At 43.8% G+C, this 25,827-nt stretch carries 23 protein-coding genes; 12 read left to right on the top strand and 11 right to left on the bottom strand.

Translation table 11 applies throughout. The features are described 5' to 3' along the window. Positions 1 to 78 precede the first annotated feature (78 nt). The 3 genes from JCM16456_RS20420 to JCM16456_RS20410 all read left to right on the top strand — a co-directional run bounded on the left by JCM16456_RS20420 (position 79) and on the right by JCM16456_RS20410 (position 2,294). Complete coding sequence (locus tag JCM16456_RS20420; protein WP_068717962.1) at positions 79 to 573, top strand: GNAT family N-acetyltransferase; 495 nt, start codon at positions 79 to 81, stop codon at positions 571 to 573. A 3-nt stretch (positions 574 to 576) separates the two neighbouring features. After that, entirely contained in the window at positions 577 to 882 is a 306-nt protein-coding gene (locus JCM16456_RS20415) for a DUF4144 family protein (RefSeq protein ID WP_068717960.1), read from the top strand. Positions 883 to 1,226: 344 nt separating this feature from the next. Then, entirely contained in the window at positions 1,227 to 2,294 is a 1,068-nt protein-coding gene (locus JCM16456_RS20410; RefSeq protein ID WP_068717958.1) for an FAD:protein FMN transferase, read from the top strand. Between the two features lie 75 nt (positions 2,295 to 2,369). Here the strand turns inward: JCM16456_RS20410 and JCM16456_RS20405 are convergent, their stop codons facing one another. Beyond that, the gene (locus tag JCM16456_RS20405; protein WP_068717956.1) at positions 2,370 to 3,710 is read right to left on the bottom strand and encodes an aspartate aminotransferase family protein; all 1,341 of its coding nucleotides are present in this window, start codon (positions 3,708 to 3,710) and stop codon (positions 2,370 to 2,372) included. A gap of 232 nt (positions 3,711 to 3,942) precedes the next feature. Between JCM16456_RS20405 and JCM16456_RS20400 the strand changes: the two genes are divergently transcribed. Continuing rightward, entirely contained in the window at positions 3,943 to 5,025 is a 1,083-nt protein-coding gene (locus tag JCM16456_RS20400) for a phosphotransferase enzyme family protein (protein ID WP_197655224.1), read from the top strand. 208 nt (positions 5,026 to 5,233) lie between these two features. Beyond that, entirely contained in the window at positions 5,234 to 6,289 is a 1,056-nt protein-coding gene (gene qhpR / locus JCM16456_RS20395; protein ID WP_156430610.1) for an AraC-like transcriptional regulator QhpR, read from the top strand. 57 nt (positions 6,290 to 6,346) lie between these two features. Here the strand turns inward: qhpR and map are convergent, their stop codons facing one another. Continuing rightward, positions 6,347 to 7,138 (bottom strand): type I methionyl aminopeptidase, encoded by a 792-nt coding sequence (map, locus tag JCM16456_RS20390; RefSeq protein ID WP_156430609.1) that lies wholly within the window; start codon positions 7,136 to 7,138, stop codon positions 6,347 to 6,349. A gap of 308 nt (positions 7,139 to 7,446) precedes the next feature. Here map and JCM16456_RS20385 point away from each other — a divergent pair, with 308 nt between their 5' ends. Then, positions 7,447 to 8,427, top strand: coding sequence for a ribonuclease T2 family protein (locus tag JCM16456_RS20385; RefSeq protein WP_068717949.1), 981 nt, complete (start codon positions 7,447 to 7,449; stop codon positions 8,425 to 8,427). Positions 8,428 to 8,665: 238 nt separating this feature from the next. Here the strand turns inward: JCM16456_RS20385 and JCM16456_RS20380 are convergent, their stop codons facing one another. The 8 genes from JCM16456_RS20380 to JCM16456_RS20345 all read right to left on the bottom strand — a co-directional run bounded on the left by JCM16456_RS20380 (position 8,666) and on the right by JCM16456_RS20345 (position 16,176). Next, complete coding sequence (locus JCM16456_RS20380; RefSeq protein WP_068717948.1) at positions 8,666 to 9,349, bottom strand: hypothetical protein; 684 nt, start codon at positions 9,347 to 9,349, stop codon at positions 8,666 to 8,668. Next, positions 9,349 to 10,245: a hypothetical protein gene (locus tag JCM16456_RS20375; RefSeq protein WP_068717947.1), complete on the bottom strand. Its 897-nt coding sequence runs from the start codon at positions 10,243 to 10,245 to the stop codon at positions 9,349 to 9,351. Before JCM16456_RS20375 ends, JCM16456_RS20380 begins: the two co-directional genes overlap by 1 nt. A gap of 49 nt (positions 10,246 to 10,294) precedes the next feature. Next, a complete protein-coding gene (locus tag JCM16456_RS20370; protein WP_068717946.1) occupies positions 10,295 to 11,035 on the bottom strand; it encodes a hypothetical protein in 741 nt (246 codons plus the stop codon). Positions 11,036 to 11,426: 391 nt separating this feature from the next. Further along, on the bottom strand, positions 11,427 to 12,746 hold the full coding sequence (locus tag JCM16456_RS20365) for an acetylxylan esterase (protein ID WP_068717942.1): 1,320 nt from the start codon (positions 12,744 to 12,746) through the stop codon (positions 11,427 to 11,429). A gap of 278 nt (positions 12,747 to 13,024) precedes the next feature. Further along, on the bottom strand, positions 13,025 to 13,744 hold the full coding sequence (locus tag JCM16456_RS20360) for an SDR family oxidoreductase (RefSeq protein ID WP_068717936.1): 720 nt from the start codon (positions 13,742 to 13,744) through the stop codon (positions 13,025 to 13,027). Positions 13,745 to 13,746: 2 nt separating this feature from the next. Continuing rightward, positions 13,747 to 15,069 carry a DASH family cryptochrome gene (locus tag JCM16456_RS20355; RefSeq protein ID WP_068717934.1) on the bottom strand — a complete coding sequence of 441 codons (1,323 nt, stop codon included), beginning with the start codon at positions 15,067 to 15,069 and terminating at the stop codon, positions 13,747 to 13,749. Between the two features lie 154 nt (positions 15,070 to 15,223). Beyond that, positions 15,224 to 15,580, bottom strand: a complete 357-nt coding sequence (locus JCM16456_RS20350) for a DOPA 4,5-dioxygenase family protein (RefSeq protein ID WP_068717932.1) — start codon at positions 15,578 to 15,580, stop codon at positions 15,224 to 15,226. 206 nt (positions 15,581 to 15,786) lie between these two features. Beyond that, positions 15,787 to 16,176 (bottom strand): universal stress protein, encoded by a 390-nt coding sequence (locus JCM16456_RS20345; protein ID WP_068717930.1) that lies wholly within the window; start codon positions 16,174 to 16,176, stop codon positions 15,787 to 15,789. Positions 16,177 to 16,708: 532 nt separating this feature from the next. Between JCM16456_RS20345 and JCM16456_RS20340 the strand changes: the two genes are divergently transcribed. The 4 genes from JCM16456_RS20340 to trpS all read left to right on the top strand — a co-directional run bounded on the left by JCM16456_RS20340 (position 16,709) and on the right by trpS (position 22,213). Continuing rightward, complete coding sequence (locus JCM16456_RS20340) at positions 16,709 to 18,121, top strand: glycoside-pentoside-hexuronide (GPH):cation symporter (RefSeq protein WP_068717926.1); 1,413 nt, start codon at positions 16,709 to 16,711, stop codon at positions 18,119 to 18,121. A gap of 1 nt (position 18,122) precedes the next feature. Next, positions 18,123 to 20,447: an alpha-xylosidase gene (gene yicI, locus JCM16456_RS20335; protein WP_068717925.1), complete on the top strand. Its 2,325-nt coding sequence runs from the start codon at positions 18,123 to 18,125 to the stop codon at positions 20,445 to 20,447. A 246-nt stretch (positions 20,448 to 20,693) separates the two neighbouring features. Continuing rightward, positions 20,694 to 20,909 (top strand): DUF1289 domain-containing protein, encoded by a 216-nt coding sequence (locus tag JCM16456_RS23455; RefSeq protein WP_082712397.1) that lies wholly within the window; start codon positions 20,694 to 20,696, stop codon positions 20,907 to 20,909. Between the two features lie 281 nt (positions 20,910 to 21,190). After that, positions 21,191 to 22,213 carry a tryptophan--tRNA ligase gene (gene trpS, locus JCM16456_RS20330; RefSeq protein WP_068717921.1) on the top strand — a complete coding sequence of 341 codons (1,023 nt, stop codon included), beginning with the start codon at positions 21,191 to 21,193 and terminating at the stop codon, positions 22,211 to 22,213. A gap of 102 nt (positions 22,214 to 22,315) precedes the next feature. Here the strand turns inward: trpS and JCM16456_RS20325 are convergent, their stop codons facing one another. Next, positions 22,316 to 23,272: a LysR family transcriptional regulator gene (locus JCM16456_RS20325; protein WP_068717918.1), complete on the bottom strand. Its 957-nt coding sequence runs from the start codon at positions 23,270 to 23,272 to the stop codon at positions 22,316 to 22,318. Positions 23,273 to 23,654: 382 nt separating this feature from the next. Between JCM16456_RS20325 and JCM16456_RS20320 the strand changes: the two genes are divergently transcribed. Further along, positions 23,655 to 24,533: an SDR family NAD(P)-dependent oxidoreductase gene (locus tag JCM16456_RS20320; RefSeq protein ID WP_068717916.1), complete on the top strand. Its 879-nt coding sequence runs from the start codon at positions 23,655 to 23,657 to the stop codon at positions 24,531 to 24,533. A gap of 50 nt (positions 24,534 to 24,583) precedes the next feature. After that, complete coding sequence (locus JCM16456_RS20315; RefSeq protein ID WP_082712396.1) at positions 24,584 to 25,813, top strand: MFS transporter; 1,230 nt, start codon at positions 24,584 to 24,586, stop codon at positions 25,811 to 25,813. The last annotated feature ends 14 nt before the right edge of the window (positions 25,814 to 25,827 follow it).

The raw sequence follows: 25,827 nt of genomic DNA, 5'->3' as shown, positions 1-25,827 counted from the left end.
AGCGAGTACATTCTCGCTGAAACAGCATCTTAACATTTCGTGGGTATACCAATCAGATAGAGCAGAAAAGGACCATGTATGGCACTTTATTTCAAACCCATCGACGTTGACCAAGATAGTCACTATTGCACTCAATTTCGCCGCGATTCTTATTTCTGCAGCTTCGGCCATTATCAAGGCGTAGAAGAAAGCCTTCATAACTACCCCGAGCGTATTCTTGCTCGACAACAGGATAAGCGCTGGCATTTCTGGCATGTATGGAGTGATGAAGGCGATGAATCAGGCTGCACATTAGTTGGCCAACTCGATTTTCGTGACTTTAGTGATTATCCAGAGACTGGGTATGTCCACCTTATGTATATTGCCCCCGAGCATCGCAGTACCCAAGTGGCTGCAGAGATGGAGGCATTTCTAAAAACTCAGTTAAAGAGTTGTGGCTGTCGCTATGCTATCTTATCGGTTGCTCAAAGGAACCTTCGTGCAATACGCCACTATCAAAAACACGGTTGGCAATATTGGAAGGCCAATCCCAAGCATACTGAACCCTTTGATTTTTTCCGTTGTGAATTATAACCCATGAAAACCATTAACAAGATTATCTGGCCGGCAGTCATTCATCTATCTGGAGACGATGAACTGATTGCTGTTGCTGATGAAGATACCTTAGTCCCTCTATTGGGGTGGCGATATACCGAACAAGACCGTTTAATTGATGCTGATGGGCGGTGCTTTGTGCTCACGCCTGAGTTGGGTTTTGCCAATCATAGCATTTCTGTCAATGAAGCCAGTGAATTAGTACAAAAACATACGTTTAATGAAGGACAAGTTTGCGTTACCAAGATCTTCTTCAACACAATTAAAGACGCTTGGCGTGCGATTTAGTCGATAACTCTGTGGCAAGATACATTGTGCCACAAGGATAAAATCGTTATTGCTGGCTTGAATGATCTTTAGGGTGGGGGTGTTTTGCTATTGACTCTAGGCTCATTAGCTTGTATCTCATTGCTCTATATAGCATTTCTGATAAAAAAAATTCACGAATAGCCCTGTTTAGAGTGATTTAGGGGTCGCAATCTACCTCATCTCCAGTTAGACTCTGCTGCAAAATTTTTATTCGTTTCGATAGGTGATTTCTTACGTTGACGGTTAGTTATACTGTCTAACATAGGCAACGTGCTACACTTCCTTTCGAACAAGTTATTCGAAAACAGGGTTCTTTTATCTCCATGAATAAACAAGGTGTAACCTCAAAACTTCGCCGCAATCTTTTCGTCGCAGCTATCGCGAGTGGCACTCTTCTGGGCTGTAATCAACCACCAGAAATTCAGAAAGTAGAAGGATATGCTCAGGGCACAACTTACCACATTAGCTGGTGGTCTGATAAAGCTGTTGATACCGAAACCGTCCAAGCGCAATTTAAAGAGAAACTTAACCAAATCGACAAAGAGCTGTCGACTTACCGTGACGACTCGTACATTTCGGAATTTAATAAAAGCACCAGTACGGATTGGCAATCTGCCTCAGAGGATTTTATCCATTTGATTCAAGTTGCGCGTATGGTGAACCGTGATACACAAGGGTGCTACGATCCTACCGTTACTCCGTTATTTAAACTGTGGGGGTTCCAAAAAGGAACGTTAGAAGTGCCATCGGCAGAAAAGATCGCGGCAGTAAAAAAAGAGCTGGGTTTAGATAAGATTCAAATTGATACCCGCACTATGCGCATTCGTAAAACCATGCCGCATGTGCAGTTAGATTTCTCGTCAATGGGCGAGGGCTACACCATAGGTAAATTGAGCAGTATTCTTGAATCTGACGGTATCACCAACTATTTAGTGGAATTTGGTGGTGATATGAAAATTCGTGGTCATAAACCAAAAGGTCAAAAATGGCGTGTTGCAATTGAGCGACCTATTCCAGCCGATGAAGGCGTTGAAGCTTATCGTATTGTGACTATCAATAATGAAAAGGGCGTGACTCTCGATACATCAGGTACTTACCATCACTCATTTGATGCTCAAGGTAAAAAGTACTCCCACATCCTTGACCCTCGTACCGGTGCGCCCGTAACGCACGAATTGGTGTCTGCTTCTGTGTTTGGTGACGATCCGGAAATTAGCGATGCCTGGGCAACAGCGATGCTGTGTTTGGGGCCTAAAGTGGGTAAAGCGGTTGCATTACGTAAGAACCTTGAAGTGTTCTTTATTGAAGGCGATAAAGATCACCCAACCAGCTTTATGAGCGAAGCGTTATCAAAATCAAAACGTGTTACGTTTGATCAAACGGCGAAATAAGCCGGGTTGAAAACAACTGGGATAGTATTTTTTCGAAAAAATGGCCACTTTGTTGTGGCCATTTTTATATCTGATTTATAGCGTAAGTTCGTGCAGAGATTCATCCAATGCGCCTACTAACCAGTCAATATCTTGGGCTTGGAATGCCAATGGTGGACGCAGTTTCAATACGTTACCGTGTGGACCTGCCACTGAGGTTAGCACTTTTTTATCACGCAGACGCTCAATCAAATCCAGAGCTAATGCTTTGTTGGGATTTTTACTCTCTTTATCTGTCACCAGTTCAAAGCCGATAAAGAGACCTGCACCGCGAACATCACCAACACATTCGTATTTCTCTTGCAGGGTTTGTAGCTCTTTTTTCAATTGTAAACCGATATCAAGACTATGTCGTTGCAGATCCTCTTCACGAATCACATTGAGCACGGCTTGCGCTGCAGCCATCGCTACAGGGTTACCGCCAAAGGTATTGAAATACGGAATCTGATCGCTGAAAGCTGCTAATACATGGTCTTGAGCAAACAGCCCAGAAATAGGAATGCCATTACCCATAGGTTTACCTGTAGTCACAACATCTGGAACAATACCATGACGAGCAAAGCCCCAAAACGCTTCGCCGGTACGAGCAAAGCCAGGTTGAACTTCATCGGCAATGAAGATACCGCCATTTTTATGGACAACATCAATCGCTGCTCGTAAGAATCCTGCTTCACCCGGCAATACGCCATCGGAAGAGAAGATAGAGTCGGCCAAAAAGCCCGCGAACTGAATGCCGTTGGCTTTCATATCATCAATCTGTGCTTGGATCTGCTGGGCAAACCATAAGCCGACATCTTGGCCTGCTAAACGATAATGATCCGGCGGTGCCACTAACCGGGTGGTCGGAGCGAGCGGTTGACCAGAGCCCAAAGCAGGTGAAGCGCCAGAGGTGAGCTGACTTGTGCCGTGATAGGCTTCTTGGGTAACGATAATTCCGGTGCCGCCAGAATAGGCTTGCGCAATTCGAATGGCTAAATCGTTGGCTTCAGATCCTGTACACATGTACATCGCTTTATTGACTGCCGATGGCATAGTACGCAGGATCTCTTCGCTGTAATCCAAAATACGTTCATGCAGATAGCGAGTGTGGGTATTGAGTTGTTGCATTTGGTGGTTAACTGCTTCAATAACTGCAGGGTGGCAGTGACCAATACTTGCGACATTGTTATACACATCGAGATATTTGTCGCCGTTGGCATCCCACAAATATTGGCCTTGGCCTTTGACCAAATGCACGGGACGACGATAAAAGAGGCGGTAGGATTCGCCAAGTAATTTAGCGCGTTTATCCGTTAATGAGCGAGTGTGTGAATCGAGAGCTTGGGCGTGTTCGGCGCGAAAGCTATTGGTGTCCATAATAGTTGAGCGTACGACCATAAATCCTCCGGTCTAATCAATAGTTAGCATCATGCTGTATGGGTTCATCATGGACGTCTCATCGGCAAAAAACTTGACCTGAGAGCGTCGATTAAGCGTTCTCAGGTCAATTTGAGGCCTTAGTTGACCCCAAAGATCATTCAAAGTGTTTGGTTTTTACCTTGCGGTCAAGCACCATGCAGCGTTTCATTAGATGCTAATCCTGACCCAACCCCAAAATCAGGAGGTAACAATGACGATGGAACTGTCTAACCAACAAACTCAAGTGTTACGAGGTGACGCTGGCTCGCAAGCTCAGTGTGATATTACAGTAGAGCAATACGACACACTTAGTGATGTTGAAATCACCGAACTCGCTAAGCGCGCGATGCAAAATTATGCTGCAGACTATCAAGGAGAGCTTTATCTCTTGTGTCGTTCAGAAAATGCCACGTTTAAGATTGTGACAGCAGACAAGCAATACGCTTTGCGAATTCACCGCCCGAACTATCACGATAAAATCAGTATTGAAAGTGAATTGGCGTGGCTCTCTGCGCTGACAGAACAAGGCATTGTTTCCCCCACGCCTATCGCGAGTCGAGATGGAAGTAGGGTTCAAACACTTCTTGTCTCAGAACACGAACAACGCCATGCCGTGTTATTTGATTGGATCGATGGAACCACTCCCACCACTGATGTTGACCCCAAAGCGTATCAAGCGTTAGGGACCATCATGGCTCGACTGCACATGCAAAGTATTCAGTGGCACAAACCGAATGATTTTAAACGGCTCGTTTGGAGTCACGATAACATGGTGGGAAAACGTGGTTACTGGGGGGCTTGGTCTGCAGTGGCAGGACTTAACGACCAAGATAGAGAACTGATAGAACGAGTCCTGAACATCGTGCAGCGCCAATTGACTTACTACGGTAAAGCGCCAGACCGATATGGTTTAATTCATGCTGACTTGCGTTTAACTAACTTACTGATGCACCAAGAGGGTACTCGGGTCATCGACTTTGACGACTGTGGTATCGGCTGGTTTATGCATGATGCTGCCGCCGCAATCAGCTTTTATGAGCATCACCCTCTACGAGATGAATGGCTCAACAATTGGTTGATAGGGTATCAATCCGTACGTGCTTTAACCGCGCACGATATCGCCATTCTACCAGTCATGATCATCCAACGTCGAATTCAATTATTGGCATGGATAGGTTCACACAGTGAGACAGAAATGGCGCAAAGTTTAGGAGAGAATTGGGTGAAAGAAACCGTACGTTTATGCAGAGAGTTTCTTGAACAAGAATGTTCAGAATTGCCATTGGCCGTATAGCTTAGAAGCGATAGAGGCACACGCACTTCGGCAGTGCGGGTGCCCTATTGTGCAGCAGGAGCTTGGTATTTATGTGTTGTATTTTGTAACTTCTGTAAAAATAATCATAAATATCAATACGATATTTGTTGTTGATGAAAAATGTTTCTGGTGTGAATTTTGCAATCTGGATCCTATTAAGTAGCACACGGTTAGTGAGGAACAGAGCATGTCGAATGGCAACATAAATCCAACGCACATGGTATTGCCCAACACGGCAGGTACCGTAAATCGTGGGGTGTTAGCGGCTGCCGCGACAGGATTAGATGGGTTTATTCGCCAAATGGGCGGGAACACCGATACCATTTTAGAGCGCAGTCAGATTGATCCTGAATGGTTAATGCAACCGACCTCAAGCCTTACTTTGGTTAGCTATTGTGAAGTGCTTGAACAGGCCGCTCAAGCGACGGGATGCGATCATTTTGGACTCTATTATGGAAAGCAGTTTATGCCTCAACAGTTGGGGTTGCTTGGTTACATTGGACTGTGCTCGCCCACAGTAGGTGAAGCCATTCAAAACGTGGTTCGCTGTTTTCACTGGCATCAGCATGACACTTTGACCCAATGGGTGGAACTTAAAGAGGCGTGGCGTTTTGACTATCAGATTCGCCATGGCGCGATTATGGCTCGTCGTCAGGATGCAGAGCTGACCATGGGAATGATTGTTAACTTAGTGCGTCAGGCTGCGGGCATGCATTGGGCACCCAAAGAAGTGCATTTCGAGCACCCAGCACCAGCAGACTGGCATGAACACTGTAAAGTATTTGATGCCCCAGTCTATTTCAATCAACCTTTTAACTCATTGGTAATAGCAAAAAATGTTCTTCAGCGGCCGATGCCTTCGCATGATCCGCTGTTATTGCCTTTGATGTTCTCTGCTCTATCACAATTAAATACCACCACGAGTTGCCAGAGTGTGACAGAGCAAGTTAGTGCTCATATCCAGCATCAGCTAATGCAAGGTGAGCCGCAATTGGAGCACATTGCAATGCAAATGGGAGTCTCTCGTATGACATTGCAACGCCAGTTGCGCCAAGAAGAACAGTCATTTCGCCAGTTAGTTGAGCAGGTTCGATGCACTATGGCGAAGCAGTATCTACAGCAGGACCAACTGGCAATCACCGACTTGGGGATGATGCTAGGGTATTCAGAAACCAGCGCTTTTTCACGGGCATTTCGCCGTTGGTTTGGTGTCAGTCCTAGCCGCTATCGTCGGCAAAGTTAAGTGTCGGCAAAGTTAAATCGTAAAAGTTAATGCCGATGCCGCGATAACCGACTCTCGCTATTTTCGCCAAGGGAAGGGTGTTTCATCTTGGCGTAAGGTGAGAATTTCCACGCCCTCTTTGGTAACAGCAAGGGTATGTTCAAACTGGGCAGAAAGCTGGTTATCGCATGTCACAACAGTCCAACCATCTTTTAAGGTGACCACACGATTACTGCCTTGATTAATAACGGGTTCAACGGTAAAGGTCATACCTGGTTCAATAATAAACCCCGTCTTTGGTAGGCCAAAATGGAGGATTTGCGGTGCTTCATGCATCACTCTGCCAATACCGTGTCCACAAAATTCGCGAACCACACTATAGCCTTGACTCTCAACAAACTCACTAATGGCAAAGCCAATATCACCGGAGTGGGCACCGGGAACAACTTGCTCGATGCCTTTCCACATCGCTTGATTGGCGACCATAACCAAACGCTGCGCTTCGCTGCTAGCTTCCGGTAATATATAGGTTTTGTTGGAATCGACGATAAAGCCGTTTTTCTCTAGGGTAATATCAATATTCAAAATATCAGTTGGTTGGATCGCCACCTCCTCAGTGGGCATCCCATGACAAGCAACATGATTAGGGGAGGCGTTAATGCTAAATGGATAGCCATAGGCACCGAGACTAGCTGGTGCCGCTTTGAGTTCATGGCGAATAAACTGCTCAGTAATTTTATCTAGCTCAAGCGTGGTGATACCGGGTTTCACTCGTTCATCGAGCATAGCAAACACCTCGACCAACAGTGCGCCGCTTTCGCGCATTAACCGTATTTCATAATCGGTTTTAAGAGTGACCTCTGGTCTCACGTTGTTTCCTCAAGGGTGCTCACAATATTTCAGTGTGAATCCGCCAAATTGATTAAAAATATCGCTGTTATATTAGAATGTTAGGTCGGTTTTGTGATCTTGTCACTTTTAATATGAGCATTTTGTATAACAAATAGAGATTGTATTCATTGTGAGAACTTGTTACCCAGTTCGCATCTCAATAGGGAAAAAAACCGATACAATAGCCTCACTTGTAAAAACAATCACTTATGTTGTTTTAATAGATGGCTAACTCAATTGGAGTCACAGTTCGTTAAGCGTTGTTCTAGTAGGGAAAAGGAAAGGTCATGAAACGAGGAATTATTATGAGTTTGGGATGGCTAGTGTGCTCATCTTACACATGGGCAGCACCAATCCAGGGAACCTTTTCTGCATCACTTATTTGTCCGGCGTACAAAAGCATCAAAAATCGCGATAACCCAGATAATGTAATGACCCAAGTCGCTGATATTTACTCGGTAGTCGGTGAGAATAAACCCGGAGGCCATTGGCTGTTATTGGAGTTTCCAAACCAAGAGCCGAAGCAGCGGTGGGTTAATCGCTCATGTGGGATCCTATCAATGAATACACGATCTGCCGAAAAAGAGAGTCTAGGTATGAGCAAGGAGTGTCATGTCGCTAATACCTTTGATTCGTATGTGCTGTCGATGAGTTGGCAAGCGGGTTTCTGTGAACATGTAAATTATCGGGGGACCAAAGCTGAATGTGATCATCTCAATGACGGATCCTTAAGCGTTTCTAACCTAACGATACATGGTTTATGGCCCAATAAAACAGAGTGCGGTATTCACTACGATAGTTGTGCAACTACGCCACTGAATTTACGTGAAGAAACGATAAAAGCGATATCGCCTTGGATGCCAAACTTTTATTATTCGACTGATTTTGGCTCTCATGAATGGTTAAAGCATGGCACTTGCCAAGCTCTGGACGATGACAGCTACTTTATGCAGATGAAGCAGTTAGTCGAAAAGTTCGACCATTCTGAATTAGGTGATTTTATTCGCCACAATCTCGCAACAGAAGTGAAAACGGCATCAATGAAAAGTGAACTGGCTAGCGTGATGGGCGATGAGGTGGTCAATAAAATCCAACTCTCTTGCTCAGGAAGAGTGAAGAAATACCTCAGCGAAATTCGAGTTCAGTTACCCAAATCACTCAATATGGATGCAGATATTCCCCAATTGGTCTCTGGAGCAAAGGCGGCAAACTCATTTGCGGGTAACTGTGGTAAACAATTTTATGTAGAGGCGCCAGGGATAAACTGATCCCAACCTCTGGCCATAATCCCCAAATGTAAGTCATTTAGGCAAATGCTGAACGCAGACTCGCATAAAACCAAAGAGGGTCTGCTTATCCGCATTCGCCTAATGAGTATAACTGGAACATAATTAGGAACCGTTATTTAGTCTTTCAACGTCGTTGAAATTTATAAGGCCCGAGGTTCAATTTGAACGTCGGGCTTACTTTTTTATTCGGGGCGATGTGCGGATGGTCACGTAGCGTTTAGCGACGTTTAGCTCGGGTTTTTATTACCCGATAATCGAGCGCAGCGAAATACTCTTCGCGATAGAGTGTTGACTCGAGCATTAACTCAGGCAGACATAGGTGCACCAAGGTGCCAGCGCGAGCAATGGTTTTTGCATCGGGTCCAGCTACATAGGAGATGTCGCCTTTCTTGACCGTGACCCCTTTGTGCATAATGGGGGTGAAGTTAATATTTAATCCTTTCACCAGTTCAAAACCAAACAGCGTCAGTGCTTTTTGTGGGGCGGTGATGGTTTCTTTAAACAGTACCTCCACGGTAACTTGTTTTGAGCGAACAATCGTCTCTAACTTCGTTACTTGATCTTTGACCGACCCGGAAAATACCCATTCGTTTATGACGGGTTCCCATTTGCCCCCCAAGCGTAAACACTCTTTGTAAGTGAAGCTATTTTTCGGCCCTGCATTAAGGGTGCAAATTTCAATAGAATCTTGCTCGGCAAAGGGCAGCGTTAAACGAAATACACAATCTTTCCCATGATGTTGGTAACGGTTGGTAACCTCTTCAACATGCAGTGTACTTTTACCTAGTGGAAGGTCTTGGCTATTTTCATCGATCACAATCCGACAGTAACGAGATGCGATATTGTCGACACTGCAACGAAAATAGTGGTCCTGACGCTCTAACACATTAAAATCGCGCATTATTTTTCACCAGTTGAGTCTGCTTTGTGACGGCGCTGCTGGGCGAGCTCTTCTTCAGTCACATCACTTATCTCTGGCGCTTGAGATTTTTTTTCACGCAGCATTTGTTGGATTCGTTCGCCGAGAGGGTTTTCGAACGCCTTCCCTTGAGCGATGACTTGGTCAATCTCTTTGTCATGCTCATTGGTGCTCTCAACATCAATGTAGGTACTGATTCGTGCTCGTTCTTCTTCCAGCTTTTTATCCATGTCTTCGAGAATCACTTCTCTAAACCATTGGGTATATTTACGGTTGAATTCCGCCTCAAAATAACGCTCAGAGAAACTTCTGACTTCACGCATTTTATAGCGTTTAATAAATAGCTCGACGCGATCCAATTGATCAATGGGTACTGGGTGATGAAACAGATGCTGACGTGCTTTGTACATCATCTCTTTGGTTGGTGAGTTGGCGAGTTGGCGCAAACGAATCAATGATGGCGGCCATTCACGGTCTTCATCAAGACGTTCAAGCAGGTTTGCTTCAAGGCGTTTATACGACTCTGGTGTGAGGCTTGCTGCAAATTTCATAAAGTGAACGTCTGGCTCATCACCAAAAAAGACTTTCATTTTTGAATCAAAGGCTTGCATCAGCATAAACCACACTTTAAGAATCTGCTTACTTTGACCTTTCTCTTTGTAAGCATCCAGTGCTTGTTTCGACTGTTGATTGATCGAGCGTGAACTATCAAGGTCGCTGTTTTTACGTTGCGTCGGGTGAGCTGACGACGAATGCCCTTGAGTCGGTGAATTCGAGCCACGTGTCTGCTTTGAGAGTTTACCTAACTGAGCGAGGCGCTCTTCAAAGGAGACCCCGAGGCTGGCGATATCTTTCGGCTTATCAAAGTTATCTGACATACAATCAATCCTTTATCATTATGGTTTTAAGTGGGCTGAAGTAGACAAACTAGTCGTCGTGCTCATCATATAAATAATCTTGGTACTTTTCTTCAAAAGCACTGAGAGCGGATTGTTTGGCCGGTCGAGATGGCACGTTCTGTTCCAAATTGGAGAACGATTGGCCTTTAAAATAATCGATCTTCTGATGAAGGCGATTGATAAGCTGAGTTTGGGAAAAGATTTTTTCCCCAGTGCCATGCACATCGACAACAAATGCATCCCAAATATCTTGACGGCCATGCACTCCTTTCTTAAACATTAGGCCTTCTGCCCAATCAGGTATTTTTTCCATGTAGATTTCGAGCACATTGTATTGTTTTTCTTCTCGGCTACGATTGAGCGGAGTAATTTGCGAACGTTGGCTACGATTGAGCTTACCATGGTTGTTTTTCTTGTTCTGATTAAGGCGTTCGTTTTGTTCACGTGCCATTTCCATCAGATCCATTTCCACCACGGGGAGGGTACGCGCTTGTGGCCCATCAATGGTAAGCAGACCGGCAAAGGTTTCTGTATCACGTTGAGGCTCACGAGGTGGCAGTTTTACCAGTTTAATTCGTGAGTTAGCAAAATGGCTGAGTACAGTTTTCACCATACCTGAAGACATGGAAGTAAGCTCTGCTAATTCTGCGATAGACGTTTCGAAAGCGCCTTTTCTGTCCGATAACTCCGCTAAAGCGAGTAGCATAAGCTTATCTTCGACTTTATCTGTGCGATAATTCCATACTAAGTGGGTCAATTTAGAAGACATTTAAGACACCTCAATTACGTATATTTCTATTATCGACAGCGGGTATTATCGTTAATTGCACTGAGATAATCAATGCAAGATTCCCTGGCTATTGCCCGTGAAAGCATAGGTGATATCGCCTTGTAAGCTTGATGTTTCCTAGCGTTGCACATAAACCGTTACCCTAGGTGGCTCGGTTCGACATAGCCCATATTGTTCTCTTAGAGTATGGCTTGCGATAGTGAGTTCGCTGCCTTGTAATGGCCCTTTCATTGATTAATGCGGACCTGATCAGTCATCTTGTGTCCTCTCCTCTTAGCGGGACACACACCGTTAATTTTTAAGTTCAGGCCTTAGAGACAACTAAGGGAAGCATTCGCTTCCCTTTAATTTTTATATATGTTTCAAATAATTAATGTAACTGTCTTTCAATCCAGTGGAGTATCTTCCATCTTGTTTCTGTTGATACCCAATGTTCGGTGATTGGGGTAATTAACGCCTCTTTGTCACTGGTTAGGGTGTTGTACACAATGTAGCTGGTGGTGGGTGGGCAAGTGTTATCGTTGTAGCCCCATGTCATAAACACAGGAACGGTAATGAGCCGGGCAAAGTTCACCGCATCATAGTAGGGTAGAGTTGCTAATTTCTCTGGAGTATCCATGCCTGTAAAACGGGTGAAAAGATGAGGATACCCGCCAGCTCGTCCCGCTTTATAACCTGCCATATCGGCTAGGGCTGGGTGATTAACTGCCACTGCGGTGACGCGTTTATCTAATCCCGCGGTCACTAGAGCTAAGCCGCCACCTTGGCTTGCTCCTTGAACAATCAGGTTTTTACCGTCCCATTTAGGTTCTGTGGTTAGGTAATCTAAGACTCTAAATAACGAAACGTACACTTTTTTCATGTAGTAGCTGTCTTTGTCATCTAACCCATTGACTAAGTAACTATTGTTGCCTGTACCAAAGGCTCGGCTTACTTCTTTATAAGTGGTTTTGTCTAGGTTTGGGCGTATGCCGTGAATTTCCATATCAAAGCGAATCATGCCATTTTCTGCATAGAAGAGGTGTTTTTCTGGCGTCATCGGTTTAATGCCTGCACCGGGTGGCGAGAAAACTAAAGGATATTTCCCATCTTTTTTTGGCACCGTTAAATACCCATAAACATATTGGTCGGTTTTATAGACCTGTATCTTCAATAAGTAGCAATCAATCATGTTATTGGAAAATTGTGGAACAAACGTTTTTTCAACATCTAAAGGAATGGCTTTCGACTCGTCAATTGCTTGTTGCCAATAATTGAGAAAATCGGTTGGTTGTGTTGTATAAGGAGTCAGTTTATCGGGCTCAAAGCCCACCTTTATATGATGGCGAACGACTCGAGTACCTTCTTTGTATTCTAAACGTAAATCGCGAAATCCGGGCTTGTTCATGGTTCCCACATTAATGGTGGTGATACCTTGATTGAGCGTGATCTCTCCTTGCGTATCAGCATCGAGCATATCGGGTCCAATCGAGTAGTGAATAGTGCCAGTTTCGAGCTGCATGCCATAGTGATACAGTGACACCTTAACAGTTGCCTTTTCATTGAGCTGATATAACCAGTTATCATGACTGGGTGTCGTTACCCATAAATAGTCACTCCGATAAGGATAATTTTCTGCTTGGGCAAAAAAAGCCATACAGATGAACAGCAGTGCCGAAAGGGCACTGAGTAACGAATGTTTTCTAACCATTATCACACCTTATGGGTCGAGTTTCGGCGTGCTCGCTGAATAAACCCAATCTAATGAGCGTGGTTAAGTGTGTTGAATCAACGAGCTTTACATCTTGTACTCGTTTCTTTTTATAACAAAATGGCTTGTCAACATTCTAGGTGTTTCACAATTATGAAAGGCTAACTTTAAAAAATAAACCATTGTTTTGATTGTGTGATTTGAGACGTATAGTTACTGCTTTTAAGGTGTGTGTCCTGCTAAGCTTTTCTGTGGAGTCGACTCTCTTCCTCATTGGCTTACCATGGAATATTTTCCCCGCGATAATCCCAAAACTGACCAGAATCGTTGGGAGTACTGTTCGCAATTAAATTGAGTAAATCGAGGGCGACATTGTCTGCATTAAAAAGCTTTCCCTCTGGAACATTGGTTTGAAATGGTTTGGATAACTCGGTGTCCGTGGTTCCGGGATGAAGCGCGAGAACTGTGGCCTGTTTTAAACGGCGCCGCATTTCAATTGATAGGTTTTTCACCACCATATTTAATGCGGCTTTTGATGCGCGGTAACTGTACCACCCGCCCAAACCATTATCTTCAATACTTCCCACCCGAGCGGAAATGACGGCCAATTTAACCGATGGTGAAACTTTGAAAGCGGGGAAGAAGGCTTGCGTTAGCAGCAGGGTAGGTAGCGTGTTGACCTCAATATTGCGCAGAAAAAATTGACCATCAATTGATTCGATATTTTTCTCTGGTCCATGTTCTGGCGTATGCAGCATTCCAACGCAATTGATCAACCAGTCGACGCGGGAAAACTGAAGGCCAAATTGGCTAATTTCAGTTGGGCTTGTGATATCCAATTGTGTCCATTTAAGATTAGGCGCTTGAAAACTAGGTTCATGCCGATGATATGTTGCGTGCACTAAGGCGTTGGGAAAGAGGGAGAGCAATTTTTGGACGATAGCGTAGCCAATTCCGCCGCTGCCGCCAATCACTACAATGTGGCTTGGTATGGTCATCGCTACTTATCCTTTGGCAAAATTGGCCAGTCTGCCATATCTACATCGTAAATATCGGTTACGTTATCGTCGCCATGCCAACGTTTGATGAAGCGTCTTTCTGGGTCATACAGCTCGGTTTGTTTATCCAAATTAAATTGGCGAGAACCTCTTGGATCAGCTCCGACACCAGCCAAATACTGCCAATTGCCCCAGTTTGATGCGACATCGTAATCGAGTAATTGTGTTTCAAAAAAGGCTGCACCGTAGCGCCAATCTAGCCCCAATTCATGAATCAAACAGCTAGCGACTAACTGCCTGCCGCGGTTAGACATATAGCCAGTTTCATTGAGCTGTTTCATGCAGGCATTGACTATTGGATAAGGTGTGTGTCCCTTTACCCACTGCAAAAAACGAGAGGCATAAAAGCTGGTCAATGGGCGCTTATGGTGAATTCCTGCAAACTGAAATAATGCGCTCTGATATTTTCTGGCATACCAATAGAAGTATTCGCGCCACAGAAGTTCAAAAACGATCCAATAGGTGGACTCATTTTGCCCTTGTTGTACTTCATAATGACGCAGCATAGCGACAATGGTTTTAGGGGAGACACAACCCAGTGCTAACCAAGGCGAGAATTTCGTCGAAGCTAATTCGTCGTCTAGCGCATTCCTCGTTTCTTTATAGTGCGATGCTGATGTGGTGGCAAAATAGTGCTGACAATGAACAATCCCTGCGGCTTCACCACCTGGGTATAAGGTCTGATCCGGTGCAAATAGTGGTAAATGAACTGAAGGCAACTGCACATTCACCGGCGGTGGTAAGAAAGAAGGACGAGAGCAGGGCAGCACAATTGGTAGAGTCTCGACTAGCTTTCGAAATTGAGTAAATGTGTTGGGTAATTCAGTAATAGCAAAGGGAAGTTGTCCTTGCTCAAAGAGGGTATTGTTCGCAAGTTGGGATAATACCAGAGTGGGAAACTCTCGAGTTATTTGTTTGCAAACTTGCTGCTCGTCGTAACCTGAAAATTGGTCACAGTATAGATGTGTTACTTGATGATGTTCAATGAGGTAGCGCAATACCGTCACTGGAGCTCGATCCATTACCAGTAGCGTTTGATCATAACGTCGTAAACTCTGCAAAAGATCATGAACAGATTGATTTATAAACTGTTGCCGAGCAGAGCCTAGTTTGTGTCGCTGAGAAAAACGTTGCAAAAATGGAGTAATTTTAGGAACGCAATATAGGCAAATTAGCTCATCAAGCTCTTGCGCGGCTTTATGCAGCAGTTGGTTATCATTAACCCGTAAGTCATGGGTAAACCAGTAAACCCCGATCCGTTTCACGCAGTCCTCTTCTTAACTCTGTGTTCAGATATGTACTCTTTAGAAGTATTGTTGTTCATACTCAGAAAGGAAAGGTGATCAAAGTTTTTGTTAAAAAGAAAAATACGATTCGGGCCTATGCGTCTGACGAGCAGTCTAAATAGCAGTGGGCATATTATGAGTGGTTTCTATTAAACACCGATAAATCGAGCTGTTTACTCTCTCCGAGCCAGAACAAATGCTCGGTATGGTCTTTATATTCATTGTCGGTTAAGCCGTGAATCAACACAGTGAGTTGTGCTCGGTTGGCTTCAAGCCAAGGAATAAGCGTGTCATAAATGGTGTGTTCAAAGGCGAGTTGACAGCTCCAATTGGGATGAGGCCCAACGAGTTTTTGATGCACTCGACCGACCTTAACCGGAAAGCTTTCGCCAGCTTGTTCAATTAAAGCTGTCGCTTGAGTTAACGTTGTGGCATCAAAGTAGATATGGGCATGATAGTGCGAATAGTCATTCGATGGATACTGTGTCATGGACATTCTCGGTAATTGATGAGGCAACGCAGTATGCCACAAAATAAGTAATGTGGGAGGGATTCACCAACCATTATTTCATGTACTCAGAAAAACAAAAAGCACACATCACTAATCACCATTAGTGTTTAGGGTGTGTGTCCTGTTTAGCTTCTTTCCCTTTAGCTTCTGTTTAAAACGAGCCTGAATATCGAAAATGGGACCAATTATTTCGGTAGATAGACCACCAATAAATCAGCATCGACGTTGTTGGCAAGTTTAGGTACCGAGCTGAATATGCGATCGATCCAGCTATGGTGATGCCCACAAATAACTAGGTCAACCGCTTCGGATTTTACTAAACCTGCAATTTTCATGTGAAGCTCACCAATGACGACTAAGGTGTTTTCGATAGGATAATCACAGTGAGAAGCGAGGTTGTCTAATTTCTGATGGTAATCACGCTCAGCTTTGGGATCACTGATAATATGATCAACGTCCACATAAACAATCGACAATTTGGCATGGTTTTGTGTTGCTTGAACAGCGGCCTTTTCTAATAAAGTTTGGGACGATTCTGATAAATCGACGGCAACTAAAATATGTTGATAGCTCATTACGTATCTCCTTGTGAGAGAGTTATGTGCGTACTTAAAGTCTAGCCATTAAGGGTTAGATATGGGCATATCATCTGCTATTTAGTGATGTTGATCGTTATCACTAGCATCTGCTTCTACCGGTAAAACGATATATCGCAGTTTTTTAAGGTGTGTGTCCTGCTAGGTTTTTCGTTAAATTTGCCCACTAAGTTTCTCTATTACCTTTTATCTCGGGCAATCCGATGGTTACCAAATTTTAAGGTGAAACTGTTCACAATTACGCTTCAATTCTATAAGGGTCATCATGGATGGTGTTATGCAATCTTAATGCCTTATATATGGAAATAGTTAATTAGTAATATTTCTGTGTCCGATATAGCTATGAATTTAAGAGACTTAAATGTGATGGGCTGCTCGTTAACAAAATTCGATAAAGCTAATACAAAAAACGGTAAAAGAACATCGTACGGATGCTTGTTATAAAAAGTGACTGAAGGAGAGAACAATATAAATAGAAAAACAGAACCCTACATATTAAGGAATTCTCAAAATGAAAATGAATGTCCTAAGCAAAACAGAAAAAATAGGATATGGGTTAGGTGATGCCGCCAGCCATATTATTTTTGATAATATTATGATGTATATGATGTTTTTTTATACAGATGTGTTTGGTCTCAATGCTGCATTTGTTGGAACGATGTTCCTCGGAGCGAGAGTTTTGGATGCCATATCAGATCCTGCTATGGGGTTAGTTTCAGATAGAACTAAAAGTCGTTGGGGTAAATTTAGGCCGTATTTGTTATTTGCTCCTGTCCCTTTTGCGGTTAGTTGTGTCTTGACTTACACCGTGCCAGATTTATCGATGATGGCAAAAATGTTCTATGCCTCAGCCACTTATATTTTGATGACTCTGATGTATACAATTGTCAATATTCCCTACTGTGCTTTAGGTGGAGTGATTACCGCTGAGCCAGAACAACGGATTTCACTACAATCATACCGATTTGTGATTTCAACTGCAGGAGGGATGATCAGCACGGTGTTAATGTTGCCTCTTGTTAAATGGATTGGTGGTGATGATCAGGTTTGGGGGTATCAGGGCGCGATTATTGTGCTCTCTGTTGTTGCAACAATACTGTTTTTCATTTGTTTTGCTACAACTCATGAACGGATTGAAACCAAAGCTGATTCCGAACCGGGTACGGCTCGCCAGGACCTGGTGGATATTTTAAGAAATGATCAGTGGCGTGTTGTGGGGGTGTTAACCATTCTTAACATCATGGCAGTCGCGATTCGCGGTGGTTCAATGATGTATTACGTAACGTATATTCTGGGAAGACCTGAAATCTTCGCCTATTTTTTAGCCACGTATTCTGTAGGTAATATGTTCGGCAGTGCTTTGGCAAAACCACTCACCAAAAATTATTGCAAAGTGTACGTTTTTTTCTGGACCAATATTCTTCTAGCTGTAGTCAGTAGTCTTATGTTTTTTGTGCCAATGAGCGCAATGACTATCATGTTTATATTCATTTTGGTCATTGGCATATTGCATCAATTGGTTACTCCAATTCAGTGGGTAATGATGTCTGACACGGTCGATTATGGTGAATGGAAATATGGAAAACGCTTAACTGGTGTTAGTTTTGCAGGTACGTTATTTGTGCTTAAACTCGGACTTGCATTAGCCGGAGCAGTCATTGGCTGGTTATTGGCGTATACAGGCTATCAATCCGGCGCTGCGGTTCAAAATTCTACAGCAGCAACTTCCATTGTTATTTTATTTACTTTGTTGCCCGCTATTTGCTATCTGGTTAGTGGTTTCGTTGTGTCTAAATATTACGTTCTTACTGATGCAAAATTAATGACGATTATGTCCGAACTGGAAATGGGTAGTAAAAATAAACCGACAGATTTTGTTGCTCAACCTCCAGTTGATCATGATGTAATGATAGAGGGGAAATAGGATGAAAATTAGTGATGGAAACTGGCTAATTCAAAAAGGGTTAGACATTACCAATCCACTGCACATACATAGCTTTATATATGATAATGATCAACTCGTTGTGTACGTGTCTCCAAAAGACATGAATTATCGAGCTAATCAGTTGGATGCTCCGCTTTTTACTGTCACGTTTAGTTCGCCGCGAGAAGGTGTAATAGGTGTGCGGTATGAGCACTTTCTGGGTTTAAAACCAGTAGGCCCTAATTATCATCTTTATAAAGAAAGTGTAGCGTCACATTTTGAAGAAAACGATGAATACGGCGTTTTTGGTTCTGGTGACTTAACGGTAAAAATTTATCGCGATCTTTGGCATCTAGAGTTTTATTCTGGGGCAAAAAAATTAACCAGTAGTAGTCCGAAATCATCTGGGTACATTGAAGACAACAATCAAGATAAAAGGTTTATGTACGAGCGGCTAGATTTGGGGGTAGGTGAGTTAGTTTATGGTTTAGGTGAGCGGTTTACTTCTTTTCTTAAGAATGGCCAAACGGTCGATATTTGGAATAGAGATGGTGGAACCAGTACCGAACAAGCTTACAAAAACATACCATTTTATTTAACCAATCGCGGCTATGGTGTCTATGTAAATCATCCGGAAAAAGTCTCATTTGAAGTCGCTTCTGAAAAAGTGTCAAAAGTACAATTTAGCGTTGAAAATGAATCACTGGAATATTTTGTTATTGATGGTCCCACTCCCAAAAAGGTGTTAAGACGTTACACTTCGCTTACTGGCAAACCCGCATTACCTCCGGCATGGACATTTGGTTTGTGGTTAACGACCTCATTCACAACTGATTACGATGAACAAACAGTGAGTGGTTTTATTGAAGGAATGGCTCAACGTAATATTCCATTGCATGTTTTCCACTTTGATTGCTTCTGGATGAAACCATTTCAATGGTGTGATTTTGAATGGGACCCTAACACTTTTCCAGATCCTCACGGAATGCTGCAGCGGCTAAAAGGCAAAGGGCTAAAGATTTGCGTTTGGATTAACCCTTACATTGGACAAAAGTCTCCGCTGTTTCGTATTGGAATGGACAACGGGTATTTGTTAACCAAGCCTAACGGTTCTGTTTGGCAATGGGATAAGTGGCAGCCGGGTCTGGCAATCGTGGATTTTACTAATCCAGAGGCAGCACAATGGTATTGTACTCACCTTGAGCGCTTAATGGATATGGGGGTTGATTGCTTTAAGACGGATTTTGGTGAAAGAATTCCAACCGATGTAGTTTGGCATGATGGGGCTGACCCAGACAAAATGCACAATTATTATGCCTTTTTGTACAACAAGATAGTTTATCAATGTATTCAAAAGAAGCGTGGTGATGACGATGCAGTATTGTTTGCTCGATCTGCTGCAGTAGGAGCACAGCAATTCCCGGTACATTGGGGTGGGGACTGTTACGCCAATTATGAGTCCATGGCGGAAAGTCTACGTGGTGGATTATCGATCGGTTTATCGGGATTTGGCTTTTGGAGTCATGATATCGGGGGATTTGAAGATACTGCGCCCGCAGATGTCTACAAACGCTGGTGTGCGTTTGGGCTTCTTTCTAGCCATAGTCGATTACATGGTAGTAAATCCTACCGTGTTCCATGGTTATATGATGAAGAGGCCTGTGACGTTGTGCGTTACTTTACTCAACTTAAATGTCAACTTATGCCTTATCTCTATACGCAAGCCAAACAAACAGCGCAATTCGGTTATCCGTTAATGCGTGCGATGATGTTGGAATTTCCAGAGGATCCAACGTGTAGTTTTCTCGACCAACAGTACATGTTGGGTGACTCATTGTTAGTAGCTCCTGTTTTTTCAACTGATGGCAAGGTTCAATACTATTTACCCAAAGGAGAGTGGACCCATCTGTTAAACAAAACATCGCGCAAGGCGGGTTGGCATACAGAAGAATATGGTTTTATGAGTTTGCCGTTATTTGTGAGACAAAATACACTACTCGCAAAAGGCGCCTGCGATGATAAAACGGATTATGATTTTTGTCATAATGTTACAATTGAACTCTATGCCCTTCAGCAGAGCGCTCAAGCGCATTGCCAGTTAGTGGATAGGCATGGTAAGCCAAGATTTACTTTGGAGGCCATCCGAAACAGCAACGAGATTCACTTTGTCTCTTCTGGTGAATCGAATAATTACCGAGTAGCTTTGATTAATCAGGCTGTCGAAGCGGTAATTGACACAAAGGGATGCGACCTCGATGTAAGTGCTGGGTGTCTATACCTTATTCCTCGATACCAGAAATTCTCGGTAAAATTTAAGCAAAGGTAGAGGTCGTCAATAGCATGAATAAGGATAAAATCACGTAAGACAATATTGTCAATAAAACCACACATAAACCGGGCATACACTATGATATGGCAAAGAACTTAAGGTGTGTGTCCTGCTAAGCTCTAAGCTTCGAATATGGAAACATCAACTTTGAAATGAAATGGGTATTTGACACATTCATGGTTGAAATACCTCGAAGTGGCTACCATACTTTTTGCATCACGATGGATTGTGTAGGAGTGAAGTGTGTTTACGAAAACAAAATCGGTACGGGAAAGCTTGCCTAACCCATGTGTTCACAACTGTTGCCTAGATGATCACGATGTTTGTCTTGGCTGCCACCGAACTTACGATGAGATATTACATTGGCATGAGGCGTCTGTTAGTGAACAGCGTGAAATTTTGAAACACAGTGAAGAGCGAGCCGAACATTCGTTCTCTCAGCATCGTTTAACAAGGTAAGAGTATTCGAAAGTACAGAACTTCATGCTTAAGCATTATTAAATCATGGCTTTAGTAACAAATTAGAATAAAGAAGGTGCTAATTTGTCGTTGTGTAACAATAGGTTATTTGTTAGTTTGATTGGTATGAAAACGACGACTTCTAACACCCAATCCCTATTTTTCTGGTGGCGCTCTTAAACTGAGCGGCGCTGATGAAACTCGTTCTTACGCCGCCGGAAGGTAGCAAAGAGCGTTTATCCTCAATATCTCCCGGTGGCTTGCATTTTTGGAGATTAACCATGCAAAACACCGAATCAAAACAACCCCTTACTCGAATCCTTACTGGCGATAGGGCCACTGGTCCCTTGCATCTGGGGCACTATGTTGGTTCATTAAAGCAGCGTGTTGAGTTACAACATACTCATGACCAAACCGTATTAGTTGCTGATATGCAGGGGCTAACGGATAACGCCAACGATCCTAAAAAAGTCTCTGCCAATATCTTAAATGTGGTCGCCGATTATCTCGCAGTAGGCATTGATCCGAACTACACCACTATCTGTTTGCAATCACAATTGCCCGCGTTGGCTGAACTGACCATGTATTACAGTAATGTGGTTACGGTGTCACGCTTAGAGCGCAATCCTACTGTGAAGAGCGAAATTCAAAGCAAGGGATTTGGCCGTTCTATTCCGACCGGTTTTTTTACCTATCCCATCTCGCAAGCAGCCGATATTACCGCATTTCGTGCAACCTTAGTGCCGGTTGGGGATGACCAATTGCCGATGTTGGAACAAACTAACGAGATTGTGCGAAAAATGAATAGTTTAGCTGGTAAAGAGATTCTCGTTGAATGCCAAGCCATGCTCAGTAACGCCTCACGGTTACCTAGCACAGATGGTAAGAATAAGATGTCAAAATCATTAGGGAATGCAATCAACTTAGGGGCAACGGAAAAAGAGATCAAAGCGGCGGTCAAATCTATGTACACCGATCCTCATCACCTTCGTATTGAAGACCCTGGTAAGATTGAAGGCAATATCGTCTTTACCTACCTTGATGCATTTCACCCCGATAAAGCTTTGGTCGCAGGATTAAAAGAGCACTATCAAGCGGGTGGTTTGGGCGATGGTCAAACCAAAAAAGTGCTAGAAGAGTGCTTATTGGAGATGTTAGCTCCCATACGCGCCCGTCGCACGGAATTTCTGGCAGATAAAGGCCAACTTATTGATGTATTGCATAAAGGCAGTGCGGCTGCTCGCGAACGCACGCAAGAGGTTTTGCATGATGTGCGAGATGTGTTTGGTTTAAACCTGCTTTAGTATTGGCTACTTTTGATTGTGCGTGTTTTCTAGGTAGGTGTTATTTAATTGCTCAATCTTGGTATTTCGATATGGCACAATGCTGTGCCATATCGGCCATGGTTATCGTTTTCTCACTAAGGCTGTTTTTTGCTGCTCAAGGGCTATCTCTTCTTTCAGTGTTGCGATCAACTCTTTTAGTCCCTGTGGTACTTGCCTATGCCCTGGATAATAGAGATACATGGGAGAAGATGCTGGAGCCCAGTCGGGCAGTACCACTACTAATTCCCCTCGCTCTAAGTATTCTTGCGCAATAGACTCAAGGCAATAAGTCATGCCGACATCTTTAAGAGATAGTTCGAGAGAAAGACGTGTCTCATTCACGCAAATAGGGCTTGGTGCATCAATGTAACGCCATTCTTCACCTTGATTAAAATCCCATTTGAAAACATCGCCTTTGCCACAACGCAAGCGGATACAGGTGTGGTCAGGATGGAGAAAATCCTCTGGAGCATTAATTTTAGGGCGCTGAAAAAGATACTTGGGGGTTGCAACGATCACCCATTTGGAGGCATCACTTAACCGAGTTGCGACAAAATCTTCTGGTACAGTACCACCAAAGCGAATACCGGCATCAAATCCTTCCGCGACGATATCAACCATCTGATCGTTTACCGATACTTCTAGCTGCACGTCTGGATATTTGGCCAGAAAATGTGGGAGGTATTTACCCAAAATAAGCCGAGCGCTATCAGTGAGCACACTGATTTTGAGCTTGCCAAAAGGTTTATCTCGATAGCGATTAACATCATCTAAGGCTAAACCAATTTCTTTAAATCCTACATCGAGTCTGCGAGCCAGGTTGGCCCCTGCGTCGGTGGGAGCCACGGTACGGCTTGTGCGGTGGAGCAATTTTACCCCCAAGCGCGCTTCTAAATTCTTAATTGCGTGACTTAATGCTGAAGTGGTGATCCCCAGTTCATTTGCGGCTTGAGTAAAACTGCGTAACCGCTCTACAGCACAAAAAGCATTGAGATTGGAGAGATCGTTTTTAGAAAGTTTGTTCGTATAGCTATTCATCGCAAGAGTCGGTTGGTTGAGTAGAATTCATTAATAGTCTAAGAAATATGGCGGGAGAATTCATCCATTTATTTGCTAACAACCTCGTTTGATTAGGATGTTTTGCCCAATGATTAACCTAACTGTGTGTGGTTAATTATTATAAATTTTAGTTAGTTATCTTATTTTAAGCGAAAGGGGGAATACGTCTTTTAGTAAGGTTGAATTCAATTCAATGGGCCTTAAAAAAAAGGCGCAAGATAGCGAGAGTCGATCTTCGTATCATAGAGACTGAGTCAACGATGAAGATAAATGTCATTACCTCACGGATAAATAAGCCGGAAGTGGTGGCATTCTATTTTGCAACGCAGTCACGTTTTTATCCCACAACAAGGAGCGATCAATGAATCATCCAGCAATACGTCATGGAGCGAGTGCAGTCATTACCGGAGCTAGTGTTGGCATTGGGTTTGCTATTGCCGACCGTTTAGCGAAAGAAGGGATGAATCTCATCATATTGGACAATAACAAAGCGACGCTAGAACAGGCGAAACAGTATTTAATGCGACATTATCCAGACATCCAGTTACAAGCAATATGTGCTGATGTTGCCAGTCTGCAAGGACGTCGCGCGATCAGTGATGCAGTTGATGAGTTGGGAGAACTCGCGCTTTTGGTCAATAACGCTGGCATATTGGGAAACAACGTGAGCCGAGGGGCGGGACCTTGGCATGATACACAGCAATGGCGTCATATTATGGATGTTAACTTTTGGGCGGTACTGGAATTGCAAGCCATGTTAGTGCCTCGGTTGATTGAGCAAAATAGACCTGCTGCTGTCATTAATCTCGGTTCCAAAGAGGGCATTACCACACCGCCAGGAAATGCGGCTTATTCGGTTTCTAAAGCCGCCATTAAAGTGTTAACGGAACAATTAGCACATGAACTTCGTGAGAAGCAAGCGGGGCAGATTTCTGCTCATTTATTGATACCCGGTTACACATTCACCCCAATGAATTTTCCAAAGGTGGATTTCTCAGATCGCGATAGTGAGTTGTCAGCCAAGCCCGCAGCGCCTTGGAGTGTAGATCAGGTGGTAGAACGTTTACTCGAAGGGTTAAGTCGGCGGGAGTTCTATATTTTTTGTGAAGATAATGAAGTGACCAAAGAGCTTGATCAACGTCGAATGCAGTGGAGCGCAGACGACATGATTTTGGGGCGGCCTGCCTTATCGCGATGGCATCCAGATTATGTGGATGAATTTAAGAAATATATCCCTTAATCACTGCCTTTCATCATTTCCTGTCAAAATTTATTATTGAGAACCTCATTATGGTTAATTTGTCCAATGCAGCGCGACCAGTGCCGCCGCATGGTTTATGGGCTGCTTTTATTTCGTTAGGAATGGGTGGGTTTTTTATAGGAACGGGGGAGTTTGTTTCGATGAGCTTACTTCCCGATTTGGCAAACGCGATGAGTATCTCGGTACCCGCTGCGGGGGCTTACATTAGTGCCTATGCAATAGGTGTTATGGTGGGCGCGCCGCTCCTTGCCATCACAGCGGCACGCTGGCCCCGTAAAACTTTGTTAAATGTTTTACTGCTTATCTTTGCGGTGGGTTATGCCATGAGTGCGTTAGCGTGGAATCATGCCTCTTTGTTAGTGGCTAGGTTCATTGGCGGATTGCCACATGGTGCCTATTATGGTGTTGCTTGTTTAGTTGCTGCGTCGCTGGTGGATGAAAACAAGAAAGCACAAGCAGCAGGGTATGTAATGGCGGGCCTTGCTGTGGCCAATGTACTTGGTGTGCCTGCTGCCACTTGGATTGGACAGCACTTAGGGTGGCGAGCGGCATTTGGCGCGCTCACCCTTGGTGGCATTATTACAATAGTAATGCTGACCTTCTGTATTCCGGCACTCGCTGCAAATAATAATGCCACAGTCAAAAGTGAACTCTCTGGGCTAAAACGTCCGCTTTTATGGTTAACCTTGGTGACGGCTGCGATTGGGTTCGGTGGAATGTTTTCTGTCTATAGCTATATCACACCGACGTTAACGCAAGTTTCAGGATTTGAGCTAAGCGACGTTCCTCTGGTGCTTGCTTTATGGGGAATGGGGATGGTGTTTGGCAATGTGTTTGGCGGACGCATGGCTGATCGTAACCTTATTCAAGCCATTTTTATTATTATGGCGTGGAATGTGTTCAGTTTAGCACTGTTTGCTTTCGGCGCATCAAATAAACTTGTCGCACTGGTTGCGCTGTTTATGATTGGGTGTGGTTTTGCATTAGTGCCTGCACTTCAGGTAAGGTTAATGGATGTCGCAGGTCAAGCGCAAACGTTAGCAGCGGCATTGAATCACAGTGCATTTAATCTATCTAATGCTATTGGTGCGAGCCTTGGCGGTTGGTCCATCGCGTATGGTTGGGGATGGACATCGACGGGGTGGATTGGCTGTGCCTTAGCGCTTTTTGGCATCGCGTTAATGATGTTGTCCATTTTTTATCAGCGGTGGCGTATGGGCCGGGAACCTGAACATTTAGTTAAGCGCTGGGATCACTAGATCTCAGTTACCTC

The sequence above is a fragment of the Vibrio tritonius genome, assembly GCF_001547935.1.
In the GTDB taxonomy this organism is placed as follows: Bacteria; Pseudomonadota; Gammaproteobacteria; order Enterobacterales; family Vibrionaceae; genus Vibrio; species Vibrio tritonius.
This window is presented reverse-complemented; position numbering and strand designations above follow the sequence as displayed.

Bases quoted from the DNA above. Each gene is read 5' to 3' on its own strand.
- JCM16456_RS20420 (WP_068717962.1), top strand. From the start codon at position 79: ATGGCACTTTATTTCAAACCCATCGACGTTGACCAAGATAGTCACTAT.
- JCM16456_RS20415 (WP_068717960.1), top strand. From the start codon at position 577: ATGAAAACCATTAACAAGATTATCTGGCCGGCAGTCATTCATCTATCT.
- JCM16456_RS20410 (WP_068717958.1), top strand. From the start codon at position 1,227: ATGAATAAACAAGGTGTAACCTCAAAACTTCGCCGCAATCTTTTCGTC.
- JCM16456_RS20405 (WP_068717956.1), bottom strand. From the start codon at position 3,710: ATGGTCGTACGCTCAACTATTATGGACACCAATAGCTTTCGCGCCGAA.
- JCM16456_RS20400 (WP_197655224.1), top strand. From the start codon at position 3,943: ATGACGATGGAACTGTCTAACCAACAAACTCAAGTGTTACGAGGTGAC.
- qhpR (WP_156430610.1), top strand. From the start codon at position 5,234: ATGTCGAATGGCAACATAAATCCAACGCACATGGTATTGCCCAACACG.
- JCM16456_RS20385 (WP_068717949.1), top strand. From the start codon at position 7,447: ATGAAACGAGGAATTATTATGAGTTTGGGATGGCTAGTGTGCTCATCT.
- JCM16456_RS20380 (WP_068717948.1), bottom strand. From the start codon at position 9,349: ATGCGCGATTTTAATGTGTTAGAGCGTCAGGACCACTATTTTCGTTGC.
- JCM16456_RS20375 (WP_068717947.1), bottom strand. From the start codon at position 10,245: ATGTCAGATAACTTTGATAAGCCGAAAGATATCGCCAGCCTCGGGGTC.
- JCM16456_RS20370 (WP_068717946.1), bottom strand. From the start codon at position 11,035: ATGTCTTCTAAATTGACCCACTTAGTATGGAATTATCGCACAGATAAA.
- JCM16456_RS20365 (WP_068717942.1), bottom strand. From the start codon at position 12,746: ATGGTTAGAAAACATTCGTTACTCAGTGCCCTTTCGGCACTGCTGTTC.
- JCM16456_RS20360 (WP_068717936.1), bottom strand. From the start codon at position 13,744: ATGACCATACCAAGCCACATTGTAGTGATTGGCGGCAGCGGCGGAATT.
- JCM16456_RS20350 (WP_068717932.1), bottom strand. From the start codon at position 15,580: ATGACACAGTATCCATCGAATGACTATTCGCACTATCATGCCCATATC.
- JCM16456_RS20345 (WP_068717930.1), bottom strand. From the start codon at position 16,176: ATGAGCTATCAACATATTTTAGTTGCCGTCGATTTATCAGAATCGTCC.
- JCM16456_RS20340 (WP_068717926.1), top strand. From the start codon at position 16,709: ATGAAAATGAATGTCCTAAGCAAAACAGAAAAAATAGGATATGGGTTA.
- yicI (WP_068717925.1), top strand. From the start codon at position 18,123: ATGAAAATTAGTGATGGAAACTGGCTAATTCAAAAAGGGTTAGACATT.
- trpS (WP_068717921.1), top strand. From the start codon at position 21,191: ATGCAAAACACCGAATCAAAACAACCCCTTACTCGAATCCTTACTGGC.
- JCM16456_RS20325 (WP_068717918.1), bottom strand. From the start codon at position 23,272: ATGAATAGCTATACGAACAAACTTTCTAAAAACGATCTCTCCAATCTC.
- JCM16456_RS20320 (WP_068717916.1), top strand. From the start codon at position 23,655: ATGAATCATCCAGCAATACGTCATGGAGCGAGTGCAGTCATTACCGGA.
- JCM16456_RS20315 (WP_082712396.1), top strand. From the start codon at position 24,584: ATGGTTAATTTGTCCAATGCAGCGCGACCAGTGCCGCCGCATGGTTTA.